Genomic DNA, 20,544 nt, shown 5'->3' on the forward strand with positions numbered 1-20,544 from the left:
GACAAAGTCGACTCAGATGTCGAACTTCACGCCCTGAGCAAGAGGCAACTCGCTTGAGTAATTCACGGTGTTGGTCGTGCGCCGCATGTAGGCCTTCCAGGCGTCCGAACCACTCTCGCGGCCACCGCCCGTTTCCTTCTCGCCACCAAACGCACCGCCGATCTCCGCCCCCGACGTGCCGATGTTGACGTTGGCAATGCCGCAGTCGCTGCCGGCCGCGCTCATGAAACGCTCGGCCTCCCGCAGGTCGGTCGTGAAGATGGCCGACGACAGGCCTTGCGGCACGCCGTTCTGCAACTCGATGGCCTCTTCGAGCGTCGAATACTTCAGCGTGTAGAGGATGGGCGCGAAAGTCTCGTGGCAGACGACTTCGGTCTGCGCCGGCATGCGCACCAGCGCCGGCACGGCGTAGTAGGCCTCGGGAAAGCGGTCGCTCAACGCGCGCTCGCCGCCCGACACGATGCCGCCCTGCTCGCGCGCCGCGTTCAGCGCGAACTGCATCGCATCGAAGGCCTGCGCGTCGATCAACGGGCCGATCAAGGTGCCGGCTTCAATGGGCGAGCCAATCGGCAGCTGAGCGCGGGCGCGGTCCAGGCGCTCGACCAGCGCGTCATGGATGCTCTCGTGGACGATGACGCGGCGCGTTGTCGTGCAACGCTGGCCGGCTGTGCCGTAGGCGCCGAACAGGATGCCGCGCACGGCCAGGTCCAGGTCGGCGCTGGGCGTGACGATGATGGCGTTGTTGCCACCCAGTTCCAGCAGCGAGCGGCCGAAGCGCGCCGCGACGCGCGGGCCGACGGCGCGGCCCATGCGGGTGGAGCCAGTGGCGCTGACGAGCGCCACACGGGCGTCATCGACCATGACCTCGCCCACGTCGGCGCGGCCGATGATCAGCTCGGACAGGCCGTCAGGCGCCGTGTGGCCGGCGGCCCGGTAGGCCTTCAGCGCGCGCTCGAACAGCGCCTGCGTGGCGAGCGCCGTCAGCGGCGTCTTCTCGCTCGGCTTCCAGACGCAGGCATCGCCGCAGACCAGCGCCAGCGCCGAGTTCCAGGCCCACACGGCGACCGGGAAGTTGAAGGCAGAGATGATGCCGACGACGCCCAGCGGCAACCACTGTTCCATCATGCGATGGCCGGGGCGCTCGCTGGCGATGGTCAGGCCGTGCAACTGGCGCGACAGGCCGACGGCGAACTCGCAGATGTCGATCATTTCCTGGACTTCGCCCAGGCCTTCGCTGGTCACCTTGCCGGCTTCGATGGACACGAGTTGCGCGAGCTGGCTCTTGTGCGCGCGCAGTTCCTCGCCGAACAGACGCACCAGCTCGCCGCGCTTGGGCGCCGGCACGACGCGCCAGGCCTTGAAGGCCGCGTGGGCGCGGCCCACGGCGGCCTGCATGTCGGCGGCGCTGGCGGTGGGCAGTTGGGTCAGCACGCTGCCATCAATGGGCGAGCGGACAGTCAGATCACCGGCGCCCGGCAGGTGGACGCCCAGCGCGTCCAGAACGGAGAGGGTTTGTTGCTTCATGGTCCGCATTCTCAGGAAATGGACTCCACCTGACGCGACTGTTGATAGGCCGAGCCGAAACGGTTGGCAAGGAAGTCCGGCAGCGCGACCTCTTCCTGGCGCACAAAGCCCTGCTGCGGGAGCTTGCCTTCACGGAACAGATCGACAGCGGCGCAGATGCCCGCAGCGGTGGTGATCTGGATGGCGCTCAGCGGCTGCGCCCCGTCACGCGTCGCGAAGATCTTGCGCGCGAACACCTCCTGCAGCAGCACGCCGTTCTTCATGCCCGACACGGTGACGAAGACGAGCACTACGTCCTGCATCGTCGCGGGCATGCTCTTGCGCATGATGTCCTTCAGGTTGCCCTGGTCGCTCTTCAGGCCCAGGTCGCCAAGCAGGAACTGCATCAGGTCGCGGTGGCCGGGGTAGCGCACGGTCTTGTAGTCGAGGTTGCGCACCTTGCCCGCCCAGGTCTCGCACAGCGTGCCCAGGCCGCCAGAGGTGTTGAAGGCCTCGTACTCGGTGCCGTCGAGGCTGAAGTGCTCCAGGCCCTCCAGCGGCAGCGCGGCGATGGTCTCGCCCTCGTGGATGGCCTCGCAGGAGTGGCAGTACTCGTTGATGAGGCCGTCGACCGACCACGTCAGGTTGTACTTCAGCGCATTGGTCGGGAAGGCCGGCAGCGCGCCGACGCGCATCTGCACGTCGCGCACCGAGTCGAAGCCGCTGGCCAGGTGGTGGGCGACGATGCCGATGAAGCCCGGCGCCAGGCCGCACTGCGGCATGAAGGCGGTACGGGCGCCCTTGGCCATGTCCTTGATGGCCTTGGTGGCGGCCACGTCCTCGGTCAGGTCGAAGTAGTGGCAGCCGCACTCCAGCGCCAGCTCGGCGGCGGTGATGGCCAGGTGATAGGGCAGCGCGTTGACGACGGCGTCCTTGCCGCGCAACTGGGCGGCAAGCGCAGCGCGGTTGTCGCTGTCGACTTCCGCCGTGGCGATGCCCTCGGCGGCCAGTACCTTCAGGTAGCCGGCGTTCTTGTCGAGCACGGTGACCTGGTAGTCGCCAGTGGCGTGCAGCAGGCGGGCGATGGTCTGGCCGATGTGGCCGGCGCCGAGCAGGGCGATCTTCATGGGGGACTCCAGGCGTAGGTGTTGCGTTGGGCAGCACTCTAGGCAGGGTCACTGACGAAAGAAAGCGATCTTCCGACGAAAGCGATTGATGATTCGTCGAATCGTCGCGATGATTCGCCGTTATGGATGATTCACGGGTAAATCCTGCAGCGCCGACTGACGATCTGGACCGCCGGCTGATCCTGCTGCTGCAGGCCAACGCCCGCGAAAGCACGGCCACGCTGGCGCGCAAGCTGGGCGTGGCGCGCACCACCGTCGTCGCCCGGCTGGCGCGGCTGGAGGCCAGCGGGCGCATCGTCGGCTACACGGCGCGGCTGGGTGGCGACGAAGCGGGCCGCAGCGTGCAGGCGTTTGTCGGCATCACCGTCAGCCCCAAGGCCGGGCGCGAGGTCGTCAAGCGGCTGACCGAACTGCCGGAGCTGCGCCAGCTCGCGTCCGTCAGCGGTGAGTTCGACTACATGGCGCTGCTGCGCGCCGACACTACGGCCAGGCTCGACGCGCTGCTCGACGAGATCGGCGACATCGACGGCGTGCTGCGCACGAACAGTTCGGTCGTCCTTGCGCTGCGTGTCGACAGACAAACTTGATGGAGAACACGATGATCTGGCTTGCCCTCGGCCTCACCCTCTTCCTCGGCATTCACCTGACCCGTGCGCTGGCGCCACGATGGCGCGACGCCCAGGTCGCCCGCCTCGGCGACAAGGGCTGGAAGGGTCTGTACACACTGGTGTCCGTCGTCGGCTTTGGCCTCATCCTGTGGGGCTACGCACAGGCACGCCTGACCCCTGTCGTGCTTTGGCAGCCGATCCGCGGCATGAACCACCTCGCGGCGCTGTTCATGCTCGTGGCGCTGATCCTGCTGGCTGCGGCCTACGTGCCGCGCAACCACATCAAGGCCCGGCTGCTGCACCCGATGACGCTGTCGGTCAAGGTCTGGGCGCTGGCCCACCTGCTGGCCAACAACACGCTGGCCGACGTCATGCTGTTCGGCAGCTTCCTCGTCTGGGCCGTGCTCGTGTTCCGCGCGGCTCGGCGGCGGCCAGGGCCGGCGGTGGCTTCCCCGACGGCCGCGGGCACTGCGGCAACCGTCGTGGTCGGCGTGGCGCTGTGGGCCTTCTTCGCGTTCTGGGCGCATGCGGCCTGGCTGGGCATCGCGCCGCTGGGGCGGTGATCACGTGCGGCGGCGGGACGATTGCCGCTGCCAAGATCAACCCGAAGTCACCGATCCTCCTTGCGGATGTAGGAGAACCAGACCCAATAGGCGCCATACCAGAAGAAGCCGTTCAACATGAGGTGCGGTATCAACGCGCTGATGAATGCGTACGGTGCAGTCGCCCATACGATCACGCGGTGGGACCCTTTCCCGAAGGAGTTGATCTGCCCCTCCGCCAGCATGGATGCCAGGCCTACCGAATAGATGCCGCCCATCGCCGCTAGCGCCACAACGCAAAACCAGTAGGCAAGCCTCTCGTAGGGCATATCGCTTCTGCGGAAAGGCATGTCTAGCCTGCCCGAGACCGGCAAACGTCCATCAACCTCGTCAGCCCCAGCAGCGCATCCAGCATCGGCGTCGCCACCCCCAACTGCTGCGCCAGCTCGCGCGGCGCGGCAAGCAGCGCGTCAGTCTCGATGGCACGGCCGGCTTCGATGTCCTGCAGCATCGAGGTCTTGAAGGCGCCCAGCGAGCGTGTGATGACATGCCGGTCCTGCGGCGTCTGCGCGATGGGGCAGCCCACCCGCTCGCCGATCAGCGCGGCCTCGCGCATGATGGCCGCCGTGAACTCGCGCACAAGGTCGTCGGCCAGGATGCGATCGGTCGTCGCGCGGGTCAGTGCAGACACGGGGTTGGTGGTCATGTTGCCCCACAGCTTGTAGAACACCTCGCGCTGGATGCTGTCCACGGCCCGGGCGCCGAAGCCGGCGCCAACGAGCCGCGCGGCCAGCGCCGTCACTGACTCGCTGGTGCCGCCCACCGCCTCGCCGATCAGCAGGCCGTTGCCCAACACGTGATGCACCCAGCCCGGCCCGCGCAGCGCGCAGCTGGCATGCACGACACAGCCGATGACGCGCTCGGGCGGGATCGCGGCGGCGATGCGGCCGTCGGGGTCCACGCAGGTCAGCGTCAGCCCCGGCACCGGAAGGCCGGCAGTGAACCACCAGGGCAGGCCGTTCAGCGCCGTCAGCACGCGCGTGCCGGGCCCCAGCAGCTGGGCGACCTGCGCGGCCACGCCGGCGATGGCCGGCCCCTTGACGGCGAGGATGACCAGATCCTGCAGGCCCAGCTCGGCCGGGTCGTCGCTCACGCGCAGCGGTGCGCACCAGCTGTCCTCGCCGCTGTCCAGCCGCAGGCCGCGCTCGCGCACGGCGGCCAATGTGTCGCCCCGGACGAGCGCGCAGACGCGCAGGCCCTCGACGCGTTGCAGATGCGCGGCCAGCCAGCCGCCGATGGCCCCGAGGCCGACGATGCAGACCTTAAACATGAGGATCAGTCTCGCATGCGTGCTTGTCCCGGCGCGGGCCGGCCGCCATCATCTGCCGACCCCTTCAGGAGACAGACATGGCCACCAAGACCAAGAAGCCCGTCACAGCCAAGAAGGCAGCCGCCAACGCCACGCCGACCCCCAAGCTCGACGCCCGCCCCGACCGGCTGGACCTGCGCGACCTCGTCTACCGCGCGCCGCTGCGCTCGCTGCCCGGCCGCTGGCCGCGCGACGCCGACCTGAAGAAGCTGCTGCCCAGCTACGTCGCCGCCGGCCGCATCCTCAACCAGGGCAACGAAGGCGCCTGCACCGGTTTCGGCCTGGCCTGTGTCACGAACTACCTGTACTGGCTGCGTCATCTCGACCAGCCCGCGCGCGGCCGCAAGCTGCCTGAACTCGTCAGCCCGCGCATGTACTACGAGCTGGCCAAGCTCTACGACGAATGGCCGGGCCAGGACTATGAGGGCTCGTCCTGCCGGGGCGCGCTGAAGGGCTGGCACAAGCACGGCGTCTGCTCGGAGGCGCTGTGGCCCTACCCGCTCGACAGCAACGGCGGCGGCGTCTTCGAGCGCCCCGCAGCCGGCTGGGACGACGACGCCCCGCGCCGGCCTCTGGGCGTCTACTACCGCGTCGACAAGCGCAGCATCGTCGACCTGCAGGCCGCCATCTACGAGATCGGCGCCATCTATGTGTCGGCCGACGTGCACGACGGCTGGGGCGTGGCGAGCGCCGCGCTGCCCGACAGCCATGACAAGCTGCCGCGCATCGCGCGCATGAAGAACGTGACCGGCGGCCACGCCTTCGCGCTGGTGGGCTTCAACGAGCGCGGTTTCGTCGTGCAGAACAGCTGGGGCACGGGCTGGGGCGCCGCCGGCTTTGCCGTGCTGCCGTATGAAGACTGGGTCACCAACGGCAACGACGCCTGGGCCGTCGCCCTGGGCGTGCCGCAGGATCTGTCGGACGTGAAGGTACGCCAGCCCACCGTGAAGAGTGGCACCAAGGCAACCGCCCGCGCGGCCAGCGGCTTTCGCGTCATGGCCGGGCGCGGCCTCGGCGATGTCGCCGCGACGCTGTGCGAGGGCGACAACCCGCAGGACGACCCCTGGCCCGTCAACCACGAGTTCGCGCACAAGCCCTACCAGCCGCTGCGCACCGACGCGGCCTACACGCACACGCTGGTCTCGGGCAACGACGGCCAGCTGATGTCGACAGACTTCACACGCGACCGCGCCGACCGCGAGGGCCTGGCGCGCGAGTTGGTCGTCGAACGCCCGCTGGCCTGGTTCAAGGGCAGCCAGGCCAAAACCCTGAAGCTCGCCCTGTATGCCCACGGCGGCCTGAACTCCGAGGCCGGCTCCATCCAGCGCATCCGCATGCTGGCGCCCTACTTCCTCGCCAACGGCATCTACCCGCTGTTCTTCACCTGGAAGACCGGGCCCATCGAGACCTTGAACCACATGCTGGCGGACCTGGCCCACCGCATCGTCGACGACAAGCGCAGCGAGGGCTGGCTGGAGCGCCTGCGCGATGCCGCCGCCGAGGCCAAGGATCGCGCCATCGAGGCCGTGGGCCGCCAGTTCGCGCGCGGCATCTGGAGCGAGATGCGCGAGAACGCCGCCGGCGGCGAGACGGACGGCCATGTGCTGGACCTCACCGCCGACCTGCTGCGCGAACTGCAGGCCGCGCTGGACAAGCGCGGCAGGGCGCTGGAGCTGCACCTCGTCGGCCACTCGGCCGGCTCCATCCTGCTGGGCCACCTGCTCGGGCGGCTGAGCCCGCTCGGCGGGCCCGGCATCGTGCCGGCCGCCAGCTGCGAGCTGTACGCCGCCGCCTGCTCCAGCGGCTTCGCCGTCCGGCACTACGGCGCCGCCGACCAGGCCGGCGTGCTGTCGCTGAACAACCTGCACCTGCATGTACTGACCGATGCCAACGAACGCGCCGACGGCCTGCCCACGGCCGAGCACGACATCTATGGCAAGTCGCTGCTCTACCTGGTGTCGCGCGCGCTGGACGATGTGCGCAAGCAGCCGCTGCTGGGCATGGAGCGCGCCCTCGTCGCCGAGGACCCGATGTGGCTGGGCGACCAGTGGGCCGACGGCCAGGCTCGCCAGGACATCGAGGACTGGCGCAAGCTCTGGCCGGCCGGCGACCTGCTGCACCCCGTGACGGCGCCCAAGGTGCGCACGACCAAGATGGGCGACCAGATCGGGGCCAGCCACGGCAGCTTCGACAGCAACATCGACGTGCTGACGGGCACGCTGGAGCGCATTCGCGGCGCCAAGCTGGTGGCGCCGATGGAATGGCTGGACTACTGACCTCCGGTGCGCGAACTCACCGGCAAAGCGTTGCTAGCGCGAAGCAGGCGCTCCGCGCTGACGCCGCGAGCGCAGCCCGAGCAGGCCGACAGGCAGCAGCCCCGCCAGCATGAGGGCCACCGAGCCCGGCTCAGGCACCGCAGCGGCGTAGGTGAACCCGTCTGAATAGTGATAGTCCGGCGCACCGAAGATCGGCAGCGGGCCGCCCAACGTCGTGTCGCTGATCATGTCCGTGTCCGTGCATTCCGTCTGCTCGTCGTCCCAGGTACAGGCTGCCGCCGATGCCAGCGCATACGAAAACTCCAGCCGATCAAACGTCAAGCCGACGGTCAGCGGTGTCGTGTTCGCGCCGACGTGCACATGGCTCGATTCATCATCCGTTGCCGAGAAGCTGTACACCTGTTGCCCGGCCAGGCTCAGCAACACGGTGACGTTGCCGACCCGGCGTGCACTCTCGTCGGCCGAAAGCGCGAAGACGGCGAAGTAGTCATCCGTTGCAGTGACCGTCCACGCCATGCCCGGCTGGGCAAGCAGTGCGTATGTGAAGGAGTCACCCGGGTCCAGCATCACGCCGGTCGGCGCTTGGCTGCCAGCCGCAGCGGCCGCCTTGTTGGCGCCCAGGTAGTCGACCTCGAAGCTGAAGCTTGTCGCCTGAGCAGCCGTGGAAAACAGGGCAGCAACAGCCAGCACCCCAACGGACAAGACGGATCGACGCATGGAGAACTCCTGTCAACAGACGCGCCGATACTACTGACACCCTTATTCGCGCGCACCCCTCATTGCAAGGGTCGCGCGCCCAATCGGACAGATTGCAATTCGATGCATTACCTACACACCATGGTCCGCGTCAGCGACCTCGACGCCTCGCTGAAGTTCTACTGCGACGCACTTGGCCTGCGGGAACTGCGCCGCACTGAGCATGAAGCCGGCCGATTCACGCTGATCTTCCTGGCCGCGCCGGGCGACGATGCGGCGCAAGTCGAGCTGACCCACAACTGGGACGAGTCCGGCTACACCGGCGGCCGCAACTTCGGCCACCTGGCCTATGCGGTGGACGACATCTACGCCGCCTGCCAGAAGCTGATGGACCACGGCGTGCTCATCAACCGCCCGCCGCGCGACGGCCGCATGGCCTTCGTGCGCTCGCCGGACGGCATCTCCATCGAGCTGCTTCAGCACGGCCCCGCGCTGGCCCCGGCCGAGCCGTGGGCGTCGATGCCCAACACGGGCAGCTGGTAACTCAAAGGCCGAGGCTGTCGGCCCAGATGTTGTCGGCCCAGCCCTGCGCATAGGCCGCTTCCGCCGCGCTCGCGGCGGGCGACACGCCGCCCGAGCCGGGCACCGTCTTCATCGTCTTTTCGGCCGCGTCGTACTGGTGGACCGAGGCCACGTGCATGGCCTCTTCGGGTGTGACGAAGCTGTAGCAGGTGTTCATCACCACCGGCGCAGGGTTGACCGCCTCGCCCTTCAGCAACGCCAGCACGGCCGCCGCCGCGACCTTGGCCTGCTGGTTGGCGAGATGGGCCGACTTGGGCATGCCGGGCGCCGACAGGATGGCGTCGCCGACGACGTGCACGCCGCGCGCGGCCTGGGCCTGCATCGTCAACCAGTCGATGCCCACCCAGCGGCGGTTCACGTTGGCGAAGTCCCTCGCCAGGTCGCCGGCGCGCTGCGGCGGGATGAGGTTGAGCACATCGGCCTTGACATCCTCGAACTCGAAGCGCGCGACGCCGCCAGCCACCTCCTTCAGCTCGGCATTGGGCCGGTACTCCAGCACGCCGGCGTGGTGCTGGGCAAAGGCGCGCTCGAACAGCGACTTCTTGCTCTGCACCTCGGGGTTGGCGTCCAGCACCAGCAGCTTGGCGCGCGGCTTGGCGCGACGCAGCCAGGACGCGATCAGGCAGGCGCGCTCGTAGGGCCCGGGCGGGCAGCGGTAGGGCGCCTTGGGGATGCTCACCAGCACGACGCCGCCATCGGGCAGGTCCTGCAGCTGGCGGCGCAGCGCCAGCGTCTGCAGGCCGGCCTTCCAGGCGTGGACGGCGCGGCCGTTGTCATAGGCCGCGGCCAGGCCGGGGATGTCGTCGAGCATGAAGTCGACGCCCGGCGCGAGCACGAGTCGATCCCAGCGCAGCGCCGTGCCATCGGCCAGCCGCACGGACTTGCCCGCCGGGTCGATGGCCACGACCTCGCCGCGGACGCGCCTCACACCCTCGGCCTCCAGGCCCGCATAGCCCTGCCCGATGCTGATGGCATCTCGCGCACCGGCGATGACGAGGTTGGACATGGGGCAGGAGATGAAGCCCTCGTTGCGCTCCACCAGCGTCACGTCGACATCTGCGCCGCCCCACAGCTTGAGATAGCGCGCCGCCGTCGCGCCGCCAAAGCCGCCGCCCACGACGACGACACGGCCGAGCGCCGCGGCCATCGTCGCGCAGCCGGCCAGCGCCAGGCCGCCCGCCGCGATGAGCTGCCGCCGCGCGATCATGGCTTGGCCTGGGCGGCGAAGTAGCCAGCGATGAGACGCAGCTGCTCCTCCGTGTAGCCCTTGACGATCTGCGGCATGACCGTGCCCGGCTGGCGGCCGCTGCGGTAGTTGGCCAGCGCCTCCAGCATGGTCTCGGCCTTCATCCCGGCCAGCGGCGGCATGACCGTGCCACGCGGACGGCCGTGGGTGCCGTGGCAGCTGGCGCAGGTGGCGGCGAGGCTGCGCGCCCTCGTCATGTCCTGCGCCAGGGCAGGAAAGCCAAATGCAACCACTGAGACACAGAGGCACAGAGAAAAGACAGAAGTTCCTCTGTGTCTCCGTGCCTCTGTGGTTGCATTCATGATGTGGTTCAGAGTTTGTGAGACCGGTCCCCGCGCTCAAAACCCAGCGCATCGAACGGCGCATTCAGCGGCGCGAAGCCGACCACCTTGAACAGCTCGCCCATCTCGTGCTCGGCCAGCAGGCGGTGGGCCATCGCCCGTTCGCCCAAGGACGCGCCGGCCAACAGCTCGGCGATGCCGCAGTTGAGCAGGAAATTGGCCTGGCTGGTGTAGCCCAGCACGACCAGGCCGGCGTCCTGCCCCGCCAGCGCGATGCCGGTGAAGTTGACGTGGGCCGTGATGTCCTTGTCGCCAACCGCCACCAACGGGTCGGCGTCCGCCAGGTGGGCCTGGTGGCACATCAGCGTGCCGCCACGGCGCTGCGGGTGGTAGTACTCGGACTCGGGGAAACCGTAGTCGATGAAGAAGGCCGCGCCGCGCTTAAGTGAGCGGGCCAGCGTGCGCGTGAAGGCCTCGGCCTGCGGGTGGATCTCGGTGACGGTGCCGGGCACGAAGCCGGTCTCCAGAGGCGGGCGCAGGTGGCTGTCGCGGTCCTCGAAGGCAAAGCCCTGGCACGCCACCACGACACCGCGCTCGCGCCACACCTGCCCGTCGAAGGCGACCAGTTGCACCGGCATCGCGTCCAGCACCTCGTTGCCGACGACGACGGCCTCGATCTGCTCGGGCAGGGCGTCCAGCCATTCAACGCGCTCGCCCCAGTGCGCCAGCCGTTCGCGCTGGCGCTCGCGCAGCTCGGCGGACAGCTCGACGATGGCGTAGCGCACCAGCCCCGCGTCCAGCGCATCCAGCTCGGCGATCAGCTGCGCCGCCAGCGCGCCCGAGCCGGCGCCGAACTCCATGACCTCGCGGCAGCCGCTGGCCGCAAGCGCCTGCGCGATCTGCCGCGCCAGCGCGCGACCGAACAGCGGCGACATCTCGGGCGCGGTGACGAAGTCCGAGCCCTCGCTGGGCATCTGGCCAAACTTGCGCCGGCCACCGGCGTAATAGCCCAGGCCCGGCTCGTACAGCGCCATGGCCATGAAGCGGTCGAACGGCAACCAGCCGCCAGCAGAGGCGATCTCGGCATGGATGCGCTCGGCCAGATTCATCTTGCCTTCACCCAAGCCTCAAACTCGCTCGCCGGCATCGGCAGCCCCACCAGCTCGCCCTGCAGCTGCTGGCAACCCCAGCTCGACAGCAGCTGCCATTGCGCGGCCGTGCGCACGCCCTCGGCCGTGACGGTCAGGCCCAGGCCCACGGCCATCTGCACGATGGCGCGCGTGATGGCCTGGGCGCCGGCATCGTCGGGCAGGCGGGCGGTGAAGCTCTGGTCGATCTTGAGCTTGTCCAGCGGCAACTCGGTCAGGTGGGCCAGCGAGGTGTAGCCGGTGCCGAAGTCGTCGACCGACACGGTCAGGCCCATGGCGCGCAGTTGGGCCAGCGTGGTGGGCGCGTGCTCGATCTCTTCCATGAGCATGCGCTCGGTCAGCTCCAGCTCCAGCCACTGGCCCTCGGCCTGCGACTCGGCCAGCACGCGCTTGACCGTGTCGGCAAAGCCGTCGAGGTGGAACTGCATGCGCGACAGGTTGATGGCGATGCGCATCGGCCCGTGACCCGCCGTGAGCCCCTGCTCGCGCCAGCGCCGCGCGGTGGCGGCGGCCTCGCGCATGACCCATTCGCCCAACGCCAACATCAGGCGGTGTCGCTCGGCGACGAAGATGAAGGCGTCCGGGCTCAGCAGGCCGCGCTGCGGATGGCGCCAGCGCAGCAGCGCCTCGGCGCCGGAGAGCTGGCCCGTCGTGGCGTCCACCTGGGGCTGGAAGAACAGCTCGAACTCGTCGTGCGTCAGGCCTTGCGCCAGCTCGGCCTCCAGCACGAGGTCGGCATAGGCCGTCTCGGCCAGCGCCGCCTCGAAGAACTGGTAGGTCGCGCGGCCACGGGCCTTGGCGCGGTACATGGCCGTGTCGGCATGCTGGATGAGTTCGTCCGCATGGCGGCCGTCGTCAGGGTAGACGGCCACGCCGATGGACGGTGTGACGGACAGCGCGCGGCCGTCCGCCTTCACGGGCACCTCGACGACGGACAGCAGCGCCTCCAGCACGACGACGATGTCGGCGCGGCTGTCCAGGTCGCTGAGCAGCACGATGAACTCGTCGCCGCCGAAGCGGCCCACGATGTCGCTGCCGCGCAGCGCGCCGACCAGGCGTTCGGACACCGTCATCAGCACCTGGTCACCCTCCAGGTGGCCCAGCGAATCGTTGACCCGCTTGAAGTTGTCCAGGTCAATGAACAGCAGCGCCAGCATCTCGCCGCGGTGCTCGGCGCGCTTGAGCGCCAGCGCCATGCGCTCCATGAAGGCGCTGCGGTTGAGCAGGCCGGTCAGGCCGTCGTGATGGGCCAGGTGCTGGATGCGCGCCTCGCTGGCCAGGCGGTCGCGGATGTCGCGCACGACAGCCATGCGCAGCCGCTCGCCGTCGCGCTCCATCGTGCGCATGATCAGCTCGACGGGGATGCGCGTGCCGTCGCGGTGCACGATGGCGGTCTCGTAGCGCAGCTCGCGGGCCAGGCGCATGACCTCGTTGACCTTGGGCAGCTCGTCCTCGGCGACGAAGCTCATCACATGCTGGCCGATCAGCTGCTCCGCCGTGTAGCCCATCAGCGCGCACAGCGGCGGGTTCACGTCGGTCAGCAGGCCGTCGCGGTGGAAGAGGATGCCCTCCACGGTGGCCTGCATGAACTTGTCCAGCCGCTCCTGCGACTCGCGCACCTGGCGCTCGGCCAGGCGGTGCTTGGTGATGTCGTTGATCATCACGCAGCTGGCAACGGCCTCGCCGTCCTCGCCGAGCTGCGGGATCAGGTGCACCTCGATCCAGCGCGGCGTGCCATCGGCCTGCGGCAGCTCGCGCTCGTAGCTGACCGCCGAGCGGGTGCTGAGCACCTTGTCGACGGCCGGCTGGATGAGCGCCACGGCCTCGGGGCCGATGATCTCGGCGAAGGTCTTGCCGAGGATGCCGGTTTCGGTCTGGCCGAAGGCCTCGGCATAGCCGCGGTTGGCGAACAGGCAGACCTGGGTCTTGGCGTCGTACAGGGCGATCCACGCGGGCAGGTAGGCGGCCAGCAGCTTGAAGCGGCCGGCTTCGGTGGCCAGCGTGGAAGCGACTATGGGCCCGGTCATGACTCGGCGCTCGCGCGGGCCAGGCACAGGTCGTCCCAGGCGCCGGCCTTGTCGGCGGGTGAGCGCAGCAGGTAGGCAGGGTGGTAGGTCACGACCAGCGGCAGCCCGCGCCAGGCGTGCACGCGGCCGCGCAGCTTGCCCAGCGGCTCGGCCAGGCCGGTGAGGCGGCGCGCCGCCTGCATGCCCAGCGCCAACACGAGGCGAGGCTGCAACAGCGCCACCTGGCGGGCCAGCACGGCCTCGCAGGCGTCCAGCTCGGCGGGCTGCGGCGCCCGGCCGCGCGGCGGGCGGCACTTGACGATGGGCGTCACGAAGGCGGTGGGTTGGTCACCCGTGCGGCGCTGGCCGGCGGCCAGCAGCATGCGGTCGAGCAGCCGGCCAGCGTCACCGCCCATGGCCTGGCCGGCGGCATCATCGGCGTCGTCGGGCGGGTCGGTGACCACCAGCCACTGCGCCCGCTGCACGGCGCCGTTGCCGTAGACGGCATTGCGGCGCTGCTCGCACAGGCCGCAGGCGCGGCAGGTGGCCACGGCCTCGCGCAGCGCGGGCGTGTCCAGGTCGGTGAAGGTGGTGGGCAGGGCCGGCGCGATGCGAGGCGCGGGTGCAGCCACGGTCGGCCGTGAAATGACCGGCGCCGGCGCGGCCACCGGCGGGCGCTCTATGACGGCAACGTCCGGCTCATCCGCCGCGACGGCCTCGACCGCCCGCGCCGGCAGCCGAAAACCCATCTCGGCCAGCATGGCCCTCTGGCGTTCGTCCCAGCTCATCGTCAGACCACCGCCACCGCGAGACTCATGAGCAAGGCGTCCTCGCGCGGCCCCTGCGGCACGGGGTAGTAGGCACGGCGCCGGCCGACCTCGGCGAAGCCGTAGCGCAGGTAGACATCGCGCGCGCGCTCGTTGCCCAGGCGCACCTCCAGCCACAGCTGGGTCAACCCCAGGCGCCGGCAATGGGCCACCAGCCGGTCCAGCATGACGATGGCCAGGCCGCGCCGCTGCCAGGCCGTTGCGACGGTGATGTTCAGCAGGTGCAGTTCGTCAACGCCCGGCATGGCCACCCAGTAGCCCAGCAGCTCGGCACGCGGCCCGCGAAGCACCTCGGCCGGATAGCCGGCCGCCAGCGAGTCGACGAAGTTGCCATGCGTCCAAGGCACCGGGTAGGCCTTGCGCTCGACGGCCATCACCTCGGTCAGGTCGGGCACGCGCATGGCGGCGGCCTCGAAGGGCGGCAGACTGCGCTCCAGCAGCGCACTCACTGGATCACCCTTCGGCCTACGGCCTGTCCCGCCGAGCGGGAGCGAGCTTGCTTGGGACGGCCCGGCGCTGCGCTCATACCTTGAGCGCCCGCTCGGCCGTCGTCAGCGCGACCTTGTCGCGCACATAGACCGGCAGCGCCTCGGCGGCGTCCAACGTGTCGCCGCGCTGCCAGGCCGCCAGCGCCAGCGCGCCCAGGGCCGCCGCGCGGCAGCGCGCCCGGGGCCAGCTGCGGGGCAGCTCGCCCAGGGCAGCGGCGTACTCGGTCAGTGCCGTGCCGGCCACGGCGGCGGGCTCGCCCCAGTGGGCGGCCAGCACTTCAGGGCGGTAGAGCGCTGGCGCCTCGACCACGGTCCAGGCGCCGTCCACCCAGCGGTAATGCGCCGCGTAGATCTCGCCGATGCGCGCGTCCATCGCCACCCAGATGTCATCACCCGCGCCGGCAGTGCGCGCGTCCTCGGCCACCAGCATCAGGCTGTCGATGGCCAGCACCGGCTTGTCCAGGCCGAGGGCCAGGCCTTGCGTGACGGCGCAGGCCGTGCGCAGGCCGGTGAAGGCGCCGGGGCCCTGGCCGAAGGCGATGGCGTCCAGCGCCGCCATGTCCAGGCCGGCGCCCGCCAGCAAGGCCTTGACCTCGGGCAGCATGCGCGCCGAGGCCTGGGCGCCGCCCGCCGCCTCGAAGACCTTCGTCTGCCCCGGCGTCACGAGGGCCAGGGCCATCGTGTCGGTGGAGCTGTCGAGGGCGAGCAGAACGGGGAGACCTGGCATCAGGGCAGTTTACCGTCGGGGGTTGCCCCGACGGGCCCTACAACAGGCCAGGGTTGCGCTGCCAGATCGCCCAGGTCAGCGCCGACGCGAAGCTCACCCACGCCAGGTAGGGCAGCAACAGCACGCCGGCCAGCGGCCGCACGCGCCAGAAGGCGGCCGTCGTGATGGCGACCAGGGCCAGCAGCAGCAGCACCTCGCCGGCCGCCATGGCGCCCTGGCGCCAGCCGAAGAACAGCCAGGACCACAGCGAATTCGCGACCAGCTGCAGCAGATACAGCCCCAGCGCGCCATCCACCCGCTGCGACGGCCGCTGCCGCCACACCAGCCAGGCGGCCACGCCCATCAGCGTGTAGAGCACCGACCACACCGGCCCGAACACGCCGGCAGGGGGCGCCCAGCCGGGCTTGTCGAGCTGGGCGTAGAACACCTGCGCGTCCACCGACGCGATGGCGCCCACGGCCGCCGCCACGAAGGTCAGCGCCAGCCACGCCAGCAGGCCCAGCCCCTGCGCCACCGTCCGATTCCTGACCATGCCTGTCCCTTGCCCGCCTTGCGCCACTTGCATCGTCTCCAGAATGAGCCGCAACGATAGCGCGGGCGGAATAGCCCCGCTTGAAAGCGCAGGCCGGCCGCGCCGGTAGGAAGTGGCCTACCGCCATTCAGGCCGCCAGCCTGCCGTTGACGCGGCCGGCGCTGCCGCTCGCCCACCGCCCGCGCCTGCCCGGCGCCGCCCGCGCCAGCATGGCGGCATGAACACACTGCAGCACACCCTCAGGGCCAACCGCGGCTTCATCCTCTTCCTGCTGGGCCTGGCGCTGTTCAGGACGGCCGTGGCCGACTGGAACCCCATTCCCTCCGCCTCCATGCGGCCCACGCTGCTGGAGGGCGACGTGGTGCTGGTCAACCGGCTGGCCTACGCCCTCAAGCTGCCGCTGACCGACATCGTGCTGCTCCGCTTGAGCGAACCGCAGCGCGGCGATGTGGTCACGTTCAGCTCGCCGGCCGGCGGCACGCGGCTGATCAAGCGCATCGTCGGCTTGCCCGGCGACCGCATCGCGATGCGGGGCGACGTGCTGCTGCTGAACGGCCAGCCGGTGGGCCTGGACGGCCCGCAGACACGTGGCGAGACCGTCGCGCCGGGCTGGGTCGTCGACGCCGTGCGCGCCACCGAGCGCCTGGAGGGCCGCCCGCACGCCGTGCAGTTCCTGCCGCCGCTGCGCGCTCGGCGCGATGTCGCCGAGACGACCGTGCCGCCGGGCCACTACTTCATGCTGGGCGACAACCGCGACAACAGCGAGGACTCGCGCGTCATCGGCACCGTGCCACGCGAGCTGCTGATCGGCCGGGCGCACCGCGTGCTGGTGTCGGCGGACTGGCTGGGCGAGGACGGCTGGCGCATGGCGCCGCGATTCGGGCGCTGGGTGACGGCGATTCGTTAGGCTCCTGCGCTTCAGAGCGGCAGGTTCAGCCGCAAGGCCGCGCCGAGGGCCCGCGCCTGGTCCGCGCGCAGGTGGCTGAGCACCAGCCCGACGCTGAACCAGGCGTTGCCGGCACTCAGGCCCAGGGCGGTGTTGCGCGCCGCCATGGAGGCGCCGATCCACCAGCCGCCGTCACCCAGCTGGCGCCGGCCCGCCAGTTCGAGCTGGCGCACGCCGGCCTGCGACTGGGCCAGCAGGTCGACCTGCCAGCCCTGCTGCTGCCAGCCCAAGCGGCCAAGCCAGCGCGGCTGCGGGCGCAGGCGCAGGTCGCCACGGCGGTCCTGGCCCTGCACGGCGGCGGCACCGTCGGCATTGCCGATCAGCCGGCCCTCGCCGTCGTAGAGGAAGCGGCCGACGCGCAGCGACTCGGGCATGTCCCGGCCGTCCAGCCGCGCGGCGAGGTCGAAGCCGGCGAGTTCCAGCTGCCAGCGCTCGGACAGCGTCCAGCGCGCGCCGAGGTCCAGCGCGCGGCCGTGACCGCGTGGGTTGCCGTCGCGCACGAAGGGGTTGAAGCGGCTCGGGTCGTCGGTGCGCATGCGGTTGCCCGCGCGCCGGTGCTGGCCGTCGAACAGCATGCGGTCGGCGCCGGCCGGCGTGGCCGTGCCGCTGAAGGTCTCGTGCAGCAGCTCGATGCGGGTCAGGACCTGCAGCGACGCGCCGACCTCCACCAGTTGCCCCGCAGCCGGCGCCCAGCGCCAGCCTCGGCCCAGGCTCAGGCCGCTGGCACGCCAGAAGTCCAGCCGGTAGTCCAGGTCGAAGTGCTCGCCGCTGCCCGGCGGCTCGTCGCGACTCAGCAGGCCGAGCAGCGTCACCGCATCGGCGCTGGCCCGGGCGATGCCGCCGCTGCGCGTCAGCGCCTGCAGCCGCCAGCCACCAGCCTCGACGCCGACCGCCGCCTTCCCGGCCAGTTGCGCATGGTTGCTGGCATGGCGGCTGCGCGCGTGCCGGCCCCAGTCTTGGTCGTCCAGGCGCAGCAAGGCGGCCGGGTCGCTGAAGGCGTCGACGCTGGCCTGGGCCTGCAGGCGGATGCCGGCCGGGGCGATGCGCGCCGGGTTGTCGGCCAGCGCGTCGCCGAGCGTGCCGGCGATGGCGGGCGCCACGAGGCCGCCGCACAGGGCGACAAGCCACCGGCGCAGGCGGCGGGAGCGGAAGTTGAAAGCCATGGTTTCCCGTCGAAAAAAGGCCCGCGGGCTTGCACCGCGGGCCTGGCAGGGTGGGTGCCCCCGAGATCAGCCCAGGCTCTCGGTCGAGCCGTCCTTGAAGTTGACCTGCGTTCCCGACACCGTGCCGACCTCGACATCGCCGGCCTTGATCGAACCGGTGGTCTTGCCGTCGCTGCCGCGCGTGAGGGTCGCGGCGACGGCCAGGCCGTTGCGGCTGGCGGTGATGGTCAGCGGTCCATCCAGCTCGCCAGCAGTCAGCTTGGCGGCGACGCTGACCTTGCGCTCGGTCGTGCCACTGGTGAACTGCTGGGTGAGGGTCAGGCTGGTGACGTCCTTGCCCGCCTCGGCCCGCTCGGCGCCGACGGCCAGCTGCACGACCAGGCCGCCCTTGGTCGTGACCTTGCCGGCCAGCGACAGCGTGACGGCATCCAGGTCGCCGACGGCGTCGAGCTTGTTGACCTTGAGCGTCGCCTCGACGTTGGCCGAGTCGCCGCCCGTGCCGGCCACGGCGCCGGTGAACTTGGCCGTGGCAGGCGTCGGCGTGGCAGCCAGCAGCGTCGCGGTGTCACTCAGGCTGAGCGCGCCGGTCAACGTGTAGTCGCCCACCGTGGCCTTCACGCCGAGGTTGGCGACGACCGAGTTCTTGGCCTCGTCGACGGCGATCCTGGCGTCGGGCAGGAACTCCACCTTGGCCGTCTTGCCGCCCATGGTGCGCACCAGGCCGCCGGCGATGGTGGCATCGGCGATGACGCCGCTGGTCAGTTCGGCGAGCGAGGCGGTGACGGTCAGGTCGAGGTCCTGCTTGTCGGTTGCCAGCGTGCGCATGCCATAGGGCATCAGGCCCTTGAACGAGGCCTTGGCCTTGGTCGCGGCCTGGGCCGTGGCCGGCTCGGTGATCTCGAAGTGGAAGACGCCGTCCTGCTCGCTGCCGAAGGGCAGGTTGGTCACGTCGCCCTCGGCGAAAGTGCCGTTGGTGGAGGTCTGGGCGAGCGCGTCCCAATTGAAGTCATTGGCATTGGCCGCCCGCGTGAAGACGACGCGGAAGCGGCTCCACTCCTGCGGCTTCTCGGCATTGCGGCCCTGGGTGCGGGCGTAGTTGCAGACGACGCGGGTGGTCTGCGCCGGCTCGGCGGTGTCGCTGAAGCAGTCCATGCCGGGGCGGTGGCCCTTGGCGACGTAGCGCTTGGTCCAGCCGACGGCCGTGGGCGCGCGCGACACCATGCCGGCCGTGTCGCCCTGCACGAGCGACCACATGAAGGTGCCGCCCATGCTGAGCAACTCGTAGTGCTCCATGGCCAGGCGGGTGCTGTCGTTGATGGCGGTCACCGCGTCGGCAAGCGCCTTGCCGGTGGCGCGCAGCTGGCCGTCGGCGATGCTGGCCGACACGCGCACATCGGCGATGACGTCGCGCGCCGCCTTGATGCCCGTGGTGTTGCCGTCCGGCGCCTTGGGCGTGGTATTGAGGGTAACGAGCTTGGCGATGGCCTCGGCCTCGATGACGGCGGCGACATCGGGCTTGGCGAAGGTCTTGGCCGCAGCGGCCAGCATGTCGCCGTAGTTCGTGGCCAGCTTGGCCACGTCGACCTTGCCGACGGCCGTACCGCCCGTGCCCTTGCCGTCGAGCTTGCCGTCGGCGCCGAAGTCCTTGGCCAGCGCGGCGGCGGCCTCGTGCGCGGGCACGCCGGTGTCGCCGCTGCCGGCGAGCACGGCCAGCACCAGTGCGTAGCGGCCGGCCTCGCTGTTGTCGGTGTTGGCCGTGGCGTCCTTGATCAGCACCGGCGGGGTCAGCGCGTCGGCCAGGCCGAAGGCGGCGGCGACGGTCTTGTTCGCGGCGCCGATGGTGGCATCCGTCGCGGCAGCGATGCCGCCCGTGGCGGCGGCCAACTGCTGCCTGGCGGCCTCGGTCAGCGGCGTGACGCCGACCAGCGCCGTACCGCCGGGCGCCACGGCCGACAGCGTCTGGCCGGCCGGGAAGTTCACATTCGCCTTGGTGTGCTCGTCGTAATAGGTGACGCCTGCGCCGCCCAGCACGCTGACGACCACGGCGCCGGTGTGGCTGCCCAGGTCGATCTTGGCCACACCGCTGGCGTCAACCGTGCCGCGAGCGACCTCGGTCGTGCCGTCGAGCCGGTAGGCCACCACCACAGTGCCGACCGAGAACTGGCCCAGCGAGGGCGTCACGGTGATGGGGTTGGAGGCCGGCTTGACCGGCGTGGGGTCAGGTGTTGCGGCGCCATCGCCGCCACCGCCGCCGCAGGCGGCCAATGCCATGGCGCTGGCGATGACCAGCGCGTGGAGTCGAATGTTCTTGGACGAAGCCATGTTGTGTTCCCTCTCTTGGACGCTCCTGCGGTCTGGAGCCCGGCGTTGAACGCCACCCCCCGCAGAACGCCGGCGAGTCTAGGGATGGGCATTCGGCGCACTTCCGACGTGGTCGCGGCAGTTGTGAAAAAGGTCCGCAGCACACCGCAACGCCC

Annotated in this window: 21 protein-coding genes; 6 read left to right on the forward strand and 15 right to left on the reverse strand. The window is 70.4% G+C overall.

The window, feature by feature from the left end; genetic code table 11:
- Positions 1–12: 12 nt before the first annotated feature.
- On the reverse strand, positions 13–1,524 hold the full coding sequence (gene amaB, locus ACG00Y_RS22010) for an L-piperidine-6-carboxylate dehydrogenase (protein WP_394482625.1): 1,512 nt from the start codon (positions 1,522–1,524) through the stop codon (positions 13–15).
- 11 nt (positions 1,525–1,535) lie between these two features.
- Positions 1,536–2,630 (reverse strand): saccharopine dehydrogenase family protein, encoded by a 1,095-nt coding sequence (locus ACG00Y_RS22015; protein ID WP_394482627.1) that lies wholly within the window; start codon positions 2,628–2,630, stop codon positions 1,536–1,538.
- A gap of 122 nt (positions 2,631–2,752) precedes the next feature.
- Here ACG00Y_RS22015 and ACG00Y_RS22020 point away from each other — a divergent pair, with 122 nt between their 5' ends.
- Both ACG00Y_RS22020 and ACG00Y_RS22025 read left to right on the forward strand, forming a co-directional pair.
- Positions 2,753–3,217: an Lrp/AsnC family transcriptional regulator gene (locus tag ACG00Y_RS22020; RefSeq protein WP_394482628.1), complete on the forward strand. Its 465-nt coding sequence runs from the start codon at positions 2,753–2,755 to the stop codon at positions 3,215–3,217.
- An 11-nt stretch (positions 3,218–3,228) separates the two neighbouring features.
- Complete coding sequence (locus tag ACG00Y_RS22025) at positions 3,229–3,801, forward strand: NnrU family protein (RefSeq protein WP_394482630.1); 573 nt, start codon at positions 3,229–3,231, stop codon at positions 3,799–3,801.
- A gap of 47 nt (positions 3,802–3,848) precedes the next feature.
- Here the strand turns inward: ACG00Y_RS22025 and ACG00Y_RS22030 are convergent, their stop codons facing one another.
- Positions 3,849–4,130: a hypothetical protein gene (locus tag ACG00Y_RS22030; protein ID WP_394482632.1), complete on the reverse strand. Its 282-nt coding sequence runs from the start codon at positions 4,128–4,130 to the stop codon at positions 3,849–3,851.
- Positions 4,131–4,132: 2 nt separating this feature from the next.
- Complete coding sequence (locus ACG00Y_RS22035) at positions 4,133–5,110, reverse strand: 2-dehydropantoate 2-reductase (RefSeq protein ID WP_394482634.1); 978 nt, start codon at positions 5,108–5,110, stop codon at positions 4,133–4,135.
- A 77-nt stretch (positions 5,111–5,187) separates the two neighbouring features.
- Here ACG00Y_RS22035 and ACG00Y_RS22040 point away from each other — a divergent pair, with 77 nt between their 5' ends.
- Positions 5,188–7,425 carry a C1 family peptidase gene (locus ACG00Y_RS22040; RefSeq protein ID WP_394482636.1) on the forward strand — a complete coding sequence of 746 codons (2,238 nt, stop codon included), beginning with the start codon at positions 5,188–5,190 and terminating at the stop codon, positions 7,423–7,425.
- Positions 7,426–7,458: 33 nt separating this feature from the next.
- On the opposite strand, the gene ACG00Y_RS22045 is transcribed toward ACG00Y_RS22040, so the two are convergent.
- The gene (locus tag ACG00Y_RS22045) at positions 7,459–8,142 is read right to left on the reverse strand and encodes a PEP-CTERM sorting domain-containing protein (RefSeq protein ID WP_394482638.1); all 684 of its coding nucleotides are present in this window, start codon (positions 8,140–8,142) and stop codon (positions 7,459–7,461) included.
- Between the two features lie 102 nt (positions 8,143–8,244).
- On the opposite strand from ACG00Y_RS22045, the gene ACG00Y_RS22050 reads away from it, so the two are divergent.
- Positions 8,245–8,664 carry a VOC family protein gene (locus ACG00Y_RS22050; RefSeq protein WP_394482640.1) on the forward strand — a complete coding sequence of 140 codons (420 nt, stop codon included), beginning with the start codon at positions 8,245–8,247 and terminating at the stop codon, positions 8,662–8,664.
- 1 nt (position 8,665) lies between these two features.
- Here the strand turns inward: ACG00Y_RS22050 and ACG00Y_RS22055 are convergent, their stop codons facing one another.
- The 8 genes from ACG00Y_RS22055 to ACG00Y_RS22090 all read right to left on the reverse strand — a co-directional run bounded on the left by ACG00Y_RS22055 (position 8,666) and on the right by ACG00Y_RS22090 (position 15,958).
- Positions 8,666–9,910 carry an FCSD flavin-binding domain-containing protein gene (locus ACG00Y_RS22055; protein ID WP_394482642.1) on the reverse strand — a complete coding sequence of 415 codons (1,245 nt, stop codon included), beginning with the start codon at positions 9,908–9,910 and terminating at the stop codon, positions 8,666–8,668.
- Positions 9,907–10,146 carry a c-type cytochrome gene (locus tag ACG00Y_RS22060; protein WP_394482643.1) on the reverse strand — a complete coding sequence of 80 codons (240 nt, stop codon included), beginning with the start codon at positions 10,144–10,146 and terminating at the stop codon, positions 9,907–9,909. Before ACG00Y_RS22060 ends, ACG00Y_RS22055 begins: the two co-directional genes overlap by 4 nt.
- Before the next feature lie 113 nt (positions 10,147–10,259).
- Positions 10,260–11,339: a class I SAM-dependent methyltransferase gene (locus ACG00Y_RS22065; protein ID WP_394482645.1), complete on the reverse strand. Its 1,080-nt coding sequence runs from the start codon at positions 11,337–11,339 to the stop codon at positions 10,260–10,262.
- A complete protein-coding gene (locus ACG00Y_RS22070) occupies positions 11,336–13,405 on the reverse strand; it encodes a putative bifunctional diguanylate cyclase/phosphodiesterase (RefSeq protein ID WP_394482647.1) in 2,070 nt (689 codons plus the stop codon). Before ACG00Y_RS22070 ends, ACG00Y_RS22065 begins: the two co-directional genes overlap by 4 nt.
- Positions 13,402–14,172: a uracil-DNA glycosylase gene (locus ACG00Y_RS22075; RefSeq protein ID WP_394482649.1), complete on the reverse strand. Its 771-nt coding sequence runs from the start codon at positions 14,170–14,172 to the stop codon at positions 13,402–13,404. The genes ACG00Y_RS22070 and ACG00Y_RS22075 overlap by 4 nt, the downstream gene beginning before the upstream one ends.
- Before the next feature lie 2 nt (positions 14,173–14,174).
- Complete coding sequence (gene rimI, locus ACG00Y_RS22080; RefSeq protein WP_394483034.1) at positions 14,175–14,612, reverse strand: ribosomal protein S18-alanine N-acetyltransferase; 438 nt, start codon at positions 14,610–14,612, stop codon at positions 14,175–14,177.
- A 121-nt stretch (positions 14,613–14,733) separates the two neighbouring features.
- A complete protein-coding gene (gene tsaB / locus ACG00Y_RS22085) occupies positions 14,734–15,426 on the reverse strand; it encodes a tRNA (adenosine(37)-N6)-threonylcarbamoyltransferase complex dimerization subunit type 1 TsaB (RefSeq protein WP_394482651.1) in 693 nt (230 codons plus the stop codon).
- A gap of 37 nt (positions 15,427–15,463) precedes the next feature.
- Positions 15,464–15,958, reverse strand: a complete 495-nt coding sequence (locus tag ACG00Y_RS22090) for a TspO/MBR family protein (protein WP_394482652.1) — start codon at positions 15,956–15,958, stop codon at positions 15,464–15,466.
- An 80-nt stretch (positions 15,959–16,038) separates the two neighbouring features.
- On the opposite strand from ACG00Y_RS22090, the gene ACG00Y_RS22095 reads away from it, so the two are divergent.
- Together ACG00Y_RS22095 and lepB are read left to right on the forward strand one after the other, a co-directional pair.
- Positions 16,039–16,179 (forward strand): hypothetical protein, encoded by a 141-nt coding sequence (locus tag ACG00Y_RS22095; RefSeq protein WP_394482654.1) that lies wholly within the window; start codon positions 16,039–16,041, stop codon positions 16,177–16,179.
- Positions 16,176–16,865 carry a signal peptidase I gene (lepB, locus tag ACG00Y_RS22100; RefSeq protein ID WP_394482656.1) on the forward strand — a complete coding sequence of 230 codons (690 nt, stop codon included), beginning with the start codon at positions 16,176–16,178 and terminating at the stop codon, positions 16,863–16,865. Before ACG00Y_RS22095 ends, lepB begins: the two co-directional genes overlap by 4 nt.
- A gap of 11 nt (positions 16,866–16,876) precedes the next feature.
- Here the strand turns inward: lepB and ACG00Y_RS22105 are convergent, their stop codons facing one another.
- Together ACG00Y_RS22105 and ACG00Y_RS22110 are read right to left on the reverse strand one after the other, a co-directional pair.
- A complete protein-coding gene (locus ACG00Y_RS22105) occupies positions 16,877–18,067 on the reverse strand; it encodes a hypothetical protein (protein WP_394482658.1) in 1,191 nt (396 codons plus the stop codon).
- 66 nt (positions 18,068–18,133) lie between these two features.
- Entirely contained in the window at positions 18,134–20,389 is a 2,256-nt protein-coding gene (locus ACG00Y_RS22110) for a hypothetical protein (protein ID WP_394482659.1), read from the reverse strand.
- Positions 20,390–20,544: the final 155 nt, after the last annotated feature.

Source organism: Pelomonas parva (assembly GCF_043555835.1).
Taxonomy (GTDB): domain Bacteria; phylum Pseudomonadota; class Gammaproteobacteria; order Burkholderiales; family Burkholderiaceae_C; genus Pelomonas; species Pelomonas parva.

What these genes read in the sequence shown, in the direction of transcription:
- amaB (WP_394482625.1), bottom strand. Translation starts at nt 1,524, where the DNA reads ATGAAGCAACAAACCCTCTCCGTTCTGGACGCGCTGGGCGTCCACCTG.
- ACG00Y_RS22015 (WP_394482627.1), bottom strand. Translation starts at nt 2,630, where the DNA reads ATGAAGATCGCCCTGCTCGGCGCCGGCCACATCGGCCAGACCATCGCC.
- ACG00Y_RS22020 (WP_394482628.1), top strand. Translation starts at nt 2,753, where the DNA reads ATGGATGATTCACGGGTAAATCCTGCAGCGCCGACTGACGATCTGGAC.
- ACG00Y_RS22025 (WP_394482630.1), top strand. Translation starts at nt 3,229, where the DNA reads ATGATCTGGCTTGCCCTCGGCCTCACCCTCTTCCTCGGCATTCACCTG.
- ACG00Y_RS22030 (WP_394482632.1), bottom strand. Translation starts at nt 4,130, where the DNA reads ATGCCTTTCCGCAGAAGCGATATGCCCTACGAGAGGCTTGCCTACTGG.
- ACG00Y_RS22035 (WP_394482634.1), bottom strand. Translation starts at nt 5,110, where the DNA reads ATGTTTAAGGTCTGCATCGTCGGCCTCGGGGCCATCGGCGGCTGGCTG.
- ACG00Y_RS22040 (WP_394482636.1), top strand. Translation starts at nt 5,188, where the DNA reads ATGGCCACCAAGACCAAGAAGCCCGTCACAGCCAAGAAGGCAGCCGCC.
- ACG00Y_RS22045 (WP_394482638.1), bottom strand. Translation starts at nt 8,142, where the DNA reads ATGCGTCGATCCGTCTTGTCCGTTGGGGTGCTGGCTGTTGCTGCCCTG.
- ACG00Y_RS22050 (WP_394482640.1), top strand. Translation starts at nt 8,245, where the DNA reads ATGCATTACCTACACACCATGGTCCGCGTCAGCGACCTCGACGCCTCG.
- ACG00Y_RS22055 (WP_394482642.1), bottom strand. Translation starts at nt 9,910, where the DNA reads ATGATCGCGCGGCGGCAGCTCATCGCGGCGGGCGGCCTGGCGCTGGCC.
- ACG00Y_RS22060 (WP_394482643.1), bottom strand. Translation starts at nt 10,146, where the DNA reads ATGACGAGGGCGCGCAGCCTCGCCGCCACCTGCGCCAGCTGCCACGGC.
- ACG00Y_RS22065 (WP_394482645.1), bottom strand. Translation starts at nt 11,339, where the DNA reads ATGAATCTGGCCGAGCGCATCCATGCCGAGATCGCCTCTGCTGGCGGC.
- ACG00Y_RS22070 (WP_394482647.1), bottom strand. Translation starts at nt 13,405, where the DNA reads ATGACCGGGCCCATAGTCGCTTCCACGCTGGCCACCGAAGCCGGCCGC.
- ACG00Y_RS22075 (WP_394482649.1), bottom strand. Translation starts at nt 14,172, where the DNA reads ATGAGCTGGGACGAACGCCAGAGGGCCATGCTGGCCGAGATGGGTTTT.
- rimI (WP_394483034.1), bottom strand. Translation starts at nt 14,612, where the DNA reads ATGCGCGTGCCCGACCTGACCGAGGTGATGGCCGTCGAGCGCAAGGCC.
- tsaB (WP_394482651.1), bottom strand. Translation starts at nt 15,426, where the DNA reads ATGCCAGGTCTCCCCGTTCTGCTCGCCCTCGACAGCTCCACCGACACG.
- ACG00Y_RS22090 (WP_394482652.1), bottom strand. Translation starts at nt 15,958, where the DNA reads ATGGTCAGGAATCGGACGGTGGCGCAGGGGCTGGGCCTGCTGGCGTGG.
- lepB (WP_394482656.1), top strand. Translation starts at nt 16,176, where the DNA reads ATGAACACACTGCAGCACACCCTCAGGGCCAACCGCGGCTTCATCCTC.
- ACG00Y_RS22105 (WP_394482658.1), bottom strand. Translation starts at nt 18,067, where the DNA reads ATGGCTTTCAACTTCCGCTCCCGCCGCCTGCGCCGGTGGCTTGTCGCC.
- ACG00Y_RS22110 (WP_394482659.1), bottom strand. Translation starts at nt 20,389, where the DNA reads ATGGCTTCGTCCAAGAACATTCGACTCCACGCGCTGGTCATCGCCAGC.